Origin of the sequence: Bacillus haikouensis (assembly GCF_013179555.1) — a bacterium.
Taxonomy (GTDB): domain Bacteria; phylum Bacillota; class Bacilli; order Bacillales; family Bacillaceae_B; genus Rossellomorea; species Rossellomorea haikouensis_A.
Genome location: NZ_JABMCR010000222.1, coordinates 1 through 6774 on the forward strand (window position 1 = coordinate 1; position 6774 = coordinate 6774).

Annotated in this window: 7 protein-coding genes and 1 other annotated feature; of the genes, 6 read left to right on the forward strand and 1 reads right to left on the reverse strand. The window is 43.7% G+C overall.

What is annotated here, in order from left to right:
- Nucleotides 1-196: 196 nt before the first annotated feature.
- The 4 genes from mraY (at nucleotide 197) to HP456_RS17705 (ending at nucleotide 3479) form a co-directional block, all read left to right on the forward strand.
- Entirely contained in the window at nucleotides 197-1153 is a 957-nt protein-coding gene (gene mraY / locus HP456_RS17690; protein ID WP_376766234.1) for a phospho-N-acetylmuramoyl-pentapeptide-transferase, read from the forward strand.
- Between the two features lie 25 nt (nucleotides 1154-1178).
- Nucleotides 1179-2102 carry a GNAT family N-acetyltransferase gene (locus HP456_RS17695; RefSeq protein WP_172253557.1) on the forward strand — a complete coding sequence of 308 codons (924 nt, stop codon included), beginning with the start codon at nucleotides 1179-1181 and terminating at the stop codon, nucleotides 2100-2102.
- A 101-nt stretch (nucleotides 2103-2203) separates the two neighbouring features.
- Nucleotides 2204-2641, forward strand: coding sequence for a VOC family protein (locus HP456_RS17700; protein WP_172253559.1), 438 nt, complete (start codon nucleotides 2204-2206; stop codon nucleotides 2639-2641).
- Between the two features lie 340 nt (nucleotides 2642-2981).
- Nucleotides 2982-3479, forward strand: coding sequence for a DinB family protein (locus tag HP456_RS17705; protein WP_172253561.1), 498 nt, complete (start codon nucleotides 2982-2984; stop codon nucleotides 3477-3479).
- Between the two features lie 286 nt (nucleotides 3480-3765).
- On the opposite strand, the gene tyrS is transcribed toward HP456_RS17705, so the two are convergent.
- Nucleotides 3766-4998 (reverse strand): tyrosine--tRNA ligase, encoded by a 1233-nt coding sequence (gene tyrS / locus HP456_RS17710; protein WP_172253563.1) that lies wholly within the window; start codon nucleotides 4996-4998, stop codon nucleotides 3766-3768.
- A gap of 44 nt (nucleotides 4999-5042) precedes the next feature.
- Nucleotides 5043-5245, reverse strand: a binding site (T-box leader).
- 160 nt (nucleotides 5246-5405) lie between these two features.
- Here tyrS and HP456_RS17715 point away from each other — a divergent pair.
- Both HP456_RS17715 and HP456_RS17720 read left to right on the forward strand, forming a co-directional pair.
- Complete coding sequence (locus tag HP456_RS17715; protein ID WP_172253565.1) at nucleotides 5406-6572, forward strand: DUF4062 domain-containing protein; 1167 nt, start codon at nucleotides 5406-5408, stop codon at nucleotides 6570-6572.
- The gene (locus tag HP456_RS17720; protein ID WP_172253567.1) at nucleotides 6572-6736 is read left to right on the forward strand and encodes a hypothetical protein; all 165 of its coding nucleotides are present in this window, start codon (nucleotides 6572-6574) and stop codon (nucleotides 6734-6736) included. Before HP456_RS17715 ends, HP456_RS17720 begins: the two co-directional genes overlap by 1 nt.
- Nucleotides 6737-6774: the final 38 nt, after the last annotated feature.

Below are 6774 nucleotides of genomic sequence, written 5' to 3' on the forward strand. Positions count from 1 at the left end.
AACGGCCGAAGATTTCGACGAAGCGATGAAGAATGCGATTGAATCGATTTATGATGCTTCTGTTAATAAAAAATAAAGAGGGTTGGCCTTCTGCTTCCGTTTGGAAGTGGGAGGCTTTTTTGAATGGATTAAAGGAAATCAACCGTCTTACTAGAATTTATATATAGGTAATAAATAGAAAAGGAGAATAATAGATGTGAGTGATCAAATCATCCCGGCAATCATTGCGTTTATAGTAGTCGCTGTTTTATCCCCGCTTTTCATTGCTCTATTAAAAAAATTAAAGCTGCTTCAGCCGATCAGGAAAGAGCTTCCTTCCAATCATCAAATGAAAAAGGGCACCCCGTTAATGTTTGGGATTATTCTTTTAACAGGTATTATCGTATCCATATTCTTTTCACCAACGCCATTCATGTATTTCCTGGCTGTCACGTACATTCTATTTGGATTTATTGGGTTTTTGGATGACTTTTGGAAAGCTTCACGCCAGGATCCTCTAGGGGTATCGGGCCGGACCAAGCTTGTGCTGCAATTTCTGTTTACGGGTTCACTGCTTTTCTACGTGATTAGCGAACTGGGAATAGATACCGGGATTCGAATTTCTGAAAATGTCTCCTTTGATCTTCCGATGGCAGTCTATATCATTGTGATCGCTTTATTTGTTGTTGGTTCTGCCAATGCCATTAATTTTACGGATGGCCTGGACGGGCTTCTAGGCGTGGTTGCCATCCCTACATATTTTTTCTTCTTTGTGATTTCAGACACAGCAGAAGTGAAGCTTTTCTGTTTGATCATGATTGGATGCTTGCTCGGTTTTCTCATCTATAATCTATTTCCTGCCAAAGCGTTTATGGGGGATACGGGATCATTGGCGATAGGCGGATCCCTTTCATTTCTTGCCATTATAGAGAAAGTGGAGATTCTCATTCCCCTGTTATTCATTATCTATTTTGCCGAACAGCTTTCGGTCATCCTGCAGGTTGCCTCATTTAAAATGACAGGGAAGAGGATCTTCAGGATGACACCGATTCACTTTCACTACGGCTTGAAATACGGGTGGTCTGAAAATACCATTGTCACGGTGTTTGGGTTTGTTTCTTGGGTATGTACATTTATTTGTCTGGCTTATTGGAAGTTTGTACTTCATCCGTGATGAAGGGCAGAGGGGGGAATGAAAGATGAGTGAGCAAGTTCAATCGATACACGACGGTATTGATTTAGAAGATGGGTTGAGATTGGTTTATCAGGAACCGAAAGAATTCAATCGATATTATTCCATTTATTATGGTCAAAAATATGCAGACTACTTTTTTAGAAGGTCCCCGGCGGCAATGATTGAAATTGCATCCATTTTTGACTGCGGATATGTCATCATGAAAGATGAAAATATGGTGGGCGGTGTATTCCTGAAACCTAATTTCATGGCAGATTTATTTGTTATACCGCCTTATGAAGACTATGAAGGGTTGGTACACAAGCTTGTAAACTATTTAATAAAGATATCGAAGACTGAAGATGAGATTACCTTTAGAGACATTATAGAAGAACACGTTCCAGCTTATGAACAACAAGGATGCCAGGTTCGGGAAGTCAATTATTGGATGATCCGTCCAACACAGTCAATGAAGGCAGTGCTGCCTGAAGGATATAGCTCCAGATCGATTTCAAGTGAAGATACGAATGATATCGCCCGTTTAATCATGAAATCCTATAAAGCGAATTCAGTGTATAAACAAATCGGAACCAAAGAGGATTATGTGAATCACGTAGAGGAGTTCATAGAAAAATATCAAAACAATATAATCATGGATGAGTGTTCAAGAGTAATCGCAGATAAGAGCACGAACACCATTGTTGGTGTATGCCTGCATATGGAATTTGAAGACTATCCTCTCATCATGAGCTTAGCCGTGGACCCTGATCATCAACAGAGGGGTATCGGACGATTTCTGTTAACCCATTCGATAAACATCTCGAGTAAAGAGTACCCGGCTGCCCGCTTAGCTGTACTCCAAGATAATCCGGCGATTAAGCTGTATGAGGACCTTGGGTTTATTCGGAATAAATCTGTAGCGGATATGTATTTGGTTAAAATCGATTAATTAACTTGCGGCCTCTTAAGTGTTCGATAAAAAGAAACGGAACGTCTCACCCTTAGTAAAATATCACATCTGAAAATAACAGGGACACAGGAGGTAGAGATATGAAGATCAATAGAATCGATCATGTGAGTATAAACGTACATGATCTTTCGGAGGCGAAAGAATTTTTTCTTGATTTAGGACTTGAAGTGCAGGCGGAATGGGAATTGGATGGAGAACAGCTGGATAGAATAGTTGGGCTTAAGGATGTTAAAACGGAATGTGTAGGATTGGGGATGCCGGATGGTCAGGTATGGATAGAGTTAGTCAAATTTCACAGCCCATCAGATGAAAAAGATATTCAGCAGCCTTCAGCCAATACGCTGGGTATCCGACATATTTGTTTTGCTGTTGAAGATATTGAAACCATTGTCGCAAATTTGAAAAAGAAGGACACGGAAATCTTTAGTGAGATCCAGCAATACGAAGGAAGTTATAGGCTATGTTACGTTCGTGGTCCAGAGGGGATTATTTTAGAGTTGGCGGAGAAAATCAATTAAGAAGGGGACTTTAAATGATTTAATTCTCTACTTTAAACAAAACACTGCAATCGGCTTACCAGTCGATTACAGGGGAGGAACCGGCACGTTTAACATCGGGCGTGGAAACATAAGCATCGTCGATGAAAAATGCAGTGCCTTACAGTGCGCTTTTCCCTGGTAAGGCAGACAGCTCTCACCAAATCTATGAATTAATCAAAGCGACAGCCATCTACGCCAAAGTATTGTATGAATTAAGCCACTTATAAATGGTTTTTCCCTTTTTAGGACCAATTGATATAGCCAGATTTTGGCTTTTACTTTTGAAAGATTACACTAAATAGCGAGGAGACTGGTTTGTATGCAAGTTGTAACCAAAATGTTTAGAGAACAACTCGAGATGCATTGTCATGAGAATGATTGGTTTGCATCCATGGAACAGGCGCTTCATGGAGTTACCGCCGCTGAGGCAGCATGGACAAGTTCGGGAGTCACCAATTCGATTTGGCAGATTGTCAACCACTTGATATTTTGGAATGAAGACGTAATCCATCGAATGAAGGGTACAGAGAATCCTCATAAGGCAGAAGACAATGAAGAAACCTTTGGAAATCCGGGGGATCCTGAAGACGAAAGCGGGTGGGCCCAGACGGTGCAGCGCCTAAATGAAGTCATGAAGAAATTAAAAACGGTGATTGCGGACCTTGACGATGAAAAGTTAAAAGCTCCGTATGCAGCTGACAGGTACTCTATTGAGCGTTTACTCAGCAGTATTATGATGCACGATACGTATCATGTCGGCCAAATTGTTCTGTTGCGAAAGCTGCAATCCTCTTGGAGCGGCGTTGATTGGTCCTGAAGAATCATACTTATGCGGCCTTCCTTGCTCCGTGGGGGAACGGCCATAAGGTAAGCAAGCCCAAAAGGGAAAGTGCGCCTTTCAAGCCTGCCTGACTTATGCGCCGCCTCCGCTCATCTTAATGAGGATTCATTGGCTGCCCGCGGAGAGCGAAGTCTTCATAGTGTATTTAAAGTCTGTTCTACTATGTTCATTCTTAGAAAGTGGTTTCTAAGTTTTGCCCCAGCAGATTCATTGCAATTTATATAGAAATAGATTTAGTCGTTGTCAGTGGAACCTTCGTCCTTCATAATCCGACCTTCACAAACTTCCTCTTCCCAACCTGCACAATCATCCCGTCCGTTATGGGAACAACCATATCGGTATCCAGCACTTTCTCACCGTCGATCCGGATGCCGCCGTTCTTGATCATTCTTCCAGCCTCGCTCTTTGAACTCTGCATTCCCAGTCCAACCAGCAGTTCGATGATGGAAATGGACGGGTCGCCTTTCCACTCGATTGAAGGAATATCATCGGGGAGGGCTCCTTTTTGGAAGACGTTTTGGAAGTGCCGGACTGCCGATTCGGCTGCTTTTTCCCCGTAGAACATGGAAACGATAGTGCGGGCCAGGCGGATTTTGGCGTCCCTTGGATGGAGGGTGCCGTCTGTTAAGCCTGCCGAGATCGTTTGCTTTTCTTCAACCGGCAAGTCTGTTGCCAGGTCGAAGTATTTGCCGATCAGCTCATCCGGTATCGACATCGTTTTTCCAAAGATCTGATTTGGAGGTTCGTCGATTCCGATGTAGTTGTGTTTGGATTTGGACATTTTGTCCACGCCGTCCAGTCCTTCGAGCAGCGGAAGCAGCATGACCACCTGTTTTTCTTTCCCGTAGTGCTCCTGAACATGCCTGCCCATCAGGACGTTGAAATGCTGGTCGGTGCCGCCGAGCTCGATGTCGCTTTCGAGTGCGACGGAATCATAGCCCTGCATCAGCGGGTAGAAGAACTCGTGCAGGGAAATGGGTTTCCCTGCTGCGATCCTGTTGGAAAAGTCGTTCCGCTCGATCAGGCGTGCGACTGTGATACTGGAAGATAATCGTATGACGTCCTCGAGGTTCAACTGCGTCAGCCATTCGGAGTTGTAGAAGAGCTCCACTTTCTCCATATCGAGCACGCGGCCGAATTGTTCAAAGTATGTCTTGGCATTCCGTTTCACATCTTCATCCGTCAGTTGTTTACGAACGGCTGATTTTCCGGTCGGATCGCCAATCTTCCCGGTGAAGTCCCCGATGATCAGCTGAATGATATGGCCGTTTTCCTGGAATTGCTTCAGCTTATTCAAGACCACGGTATGCCCTAAATGGACGTCCGGTGCCGTCGGATCGAGACCGAGCTTGATTTTCAACGGCTTGCCGGTCTGAATGGAACGGGCCACTTTGTTTCTTAATTCACCCTCCGGAATGGTCTCCACAACCCCGCTCAGATAAATGCTGATCTGCCTCTCCACTTCTGCGTGCTGCTCTTTTGTCAGTTCCTTCATCCCTTTCTCCTCCTTATAAAATAATAAAAACCACGCCCCCTGATAAAAGGGGCGTGGTTAACGCGGTACCACCCTTGCTTGAAGAATCACTCTTCCACTCAATCAGATAACGGTCCGGCCGTTTCCTGCTGTTCACAGGAAAAGTTCAAGGGGGTAATTCGCCATTATCTTTGTTCTGATTTTCACCGTCCATCAGATCTCTTCGACAGGGAGATAATTGACTACTGAATCCTATCATTACTTATAGTGTATTGGAATTATTTTCATTAGTTTACTCGAGGAGGGGTGTAAAGGCAAGTGTTTTTAAAAAATTCCCTTAAACCTGCCCGCAACATTTTTTATGGAATGAATGAAAACGAACGGAATAGAATCGAATAGTAAATGCACTTACTAAATGAGGTGTTAGGATGGCTGAACCAGCGAGGATATTCATAAGTTCTGCTGCCGATCCCGGGTTGAGCCTGCTGAGGGAGCAGGTATATTCAGAATTGAAAGCGATGGAACATGAGCCGCTGATGTATGAGAAAGACTTTGGTCCCTGGCCGCCGCAGCATTTGGTTGAAAATTGCCTGGAACACGTTGGGAAGAGCGATGTGTTCTTATTATTCGTTGCCCAAAAGGCCGGCAGTTATATCGAATCGTTTAAAGCAACCGTCACGCACTGTGAATTTCAAGCGGCGCACCAACTGAACAAGCACATTATCGTGTTTGTACAAGAAGAAATCTACCGGTTGTTCTGGGATGACCTGAGGATGATGATCGCTGAGATGGTGGAAGAATATAAGAGAGACCACGATGGCGTGGAGCCTGATACGTATAAGGATATTGCCGAAGCAGCCTGGAATAAACATCCTGGGAAGACGGATCAGATTGATTCATATGTATGGGGATTTCTATATGACGTCTATCAAAAAGGCCATTATCTGGAACAAATGGCGCTTGGTGTCGATACAATAAAGGGAATGAAAAGATACTTCAGTGATTTATTTCGAAAAGGCAGCAGGTACCTTGCGTTGAAAGACGAAATCGATGAACAGATTTCAGAGGGCCCCGCCTATCGAAAACATGCAGAATTCACCTCTAAACTAATTGAATACCTGAATAATGGAGAAATACACAATCCACGAATGTTTCTCGAATACCTGCAGCGCTTCCTGACAAAGGGAATCATTTATACAAAGCCGGGAACCGTGTTTGAAAGAGTAATCGGTGAATATGAATCCTGCTCGGGCATCACGCTTTATCGAAAGGCAGCTGGACAACTTCAATTCATTGCTGCTTCCGGTATGGCGGGTGACGATCCTTCATTCCACAGCCTGAAGGATCCGGCTTCTTTTGTAGTAAAAGCGTTCGAGAGCGGAAATCCCGAGTTGTTCTATAGTGAAAAAAAGCGACAGTTATATCTGTGGATCAAGTCAGGACACTATGTGATTTGTTTTCATTATCCTGTTGATCGATTCACGACGGAACAGAACGTGCGGCGTTTTAGAGAAGACATCTTGCGAGACATCATCGAATCGGAATCCGCCTTATTTCGTAACTTTGCCATCAAATTACTTGGAGGGATCAAATAATGAGCAAACAGGGAAAGCAGAATGAAGACGAAAAAATTATTCACGTAGCCTCAGGTAAAGAAAAAGCGGATGAAAAATACATCGAGGCAAAGGGAAAGAGATTTGATGAAACGAATAAACGGCTGAGAGAAGCTTTTGGGGAAAATAAAAGTCGGAAGATATGAAGGAACAAGAGACTAATAATTTGTTCTTGTGGAAAGGT

What these genes read in the sequence shown, in the direction of transcription:
- tyrS (WP_172253563.1), bottom strand. Translation starts at nt 4,998, where the DNA reads ATGAAGGAACTGACAAAAGAGCAGCACGCAGAAGTGGAGAGGCAGATC.
- HP456_RS17705 (WP_172253561.1), top strand. Translation starts at nt 2,982, where the DNA reads ATGCAAGTTGTAACCAAAATGTTTAGAGAACAACTCGAGATGCATTGT.
- HP456_RS17715 (WP_172253565.1), top strand. Translation starts at nt 5,406, where the DNA reads ATGGCTGAACCAGCGAGGATATTCATAAGTTCTGCTGCCGATCCCGGG.
- HP456_RS17700 (WP_172253559.1), top strand. Translation starts at nt 2,204, where the DNA reads ATGAAGATCAATAGAATCGATCATGTGAGTATAAACGTACATGATCTT.
- HP456_RS17695 (WP_172253557.1), top strand. Translation starts at nt 1,179, where the DNA reads ATGAGTGAGCAAGTTCAATCGATACACGACGGTATTGATTTAGAAGAT.
- HP456_RS17720 (WP_172253567.1), top strand. Translation starts at nt 6,572, where the DNA reads ATGAGCAAACAGGGAAAGCAGAATGAAGACGAAAAAATTATTCACGTA.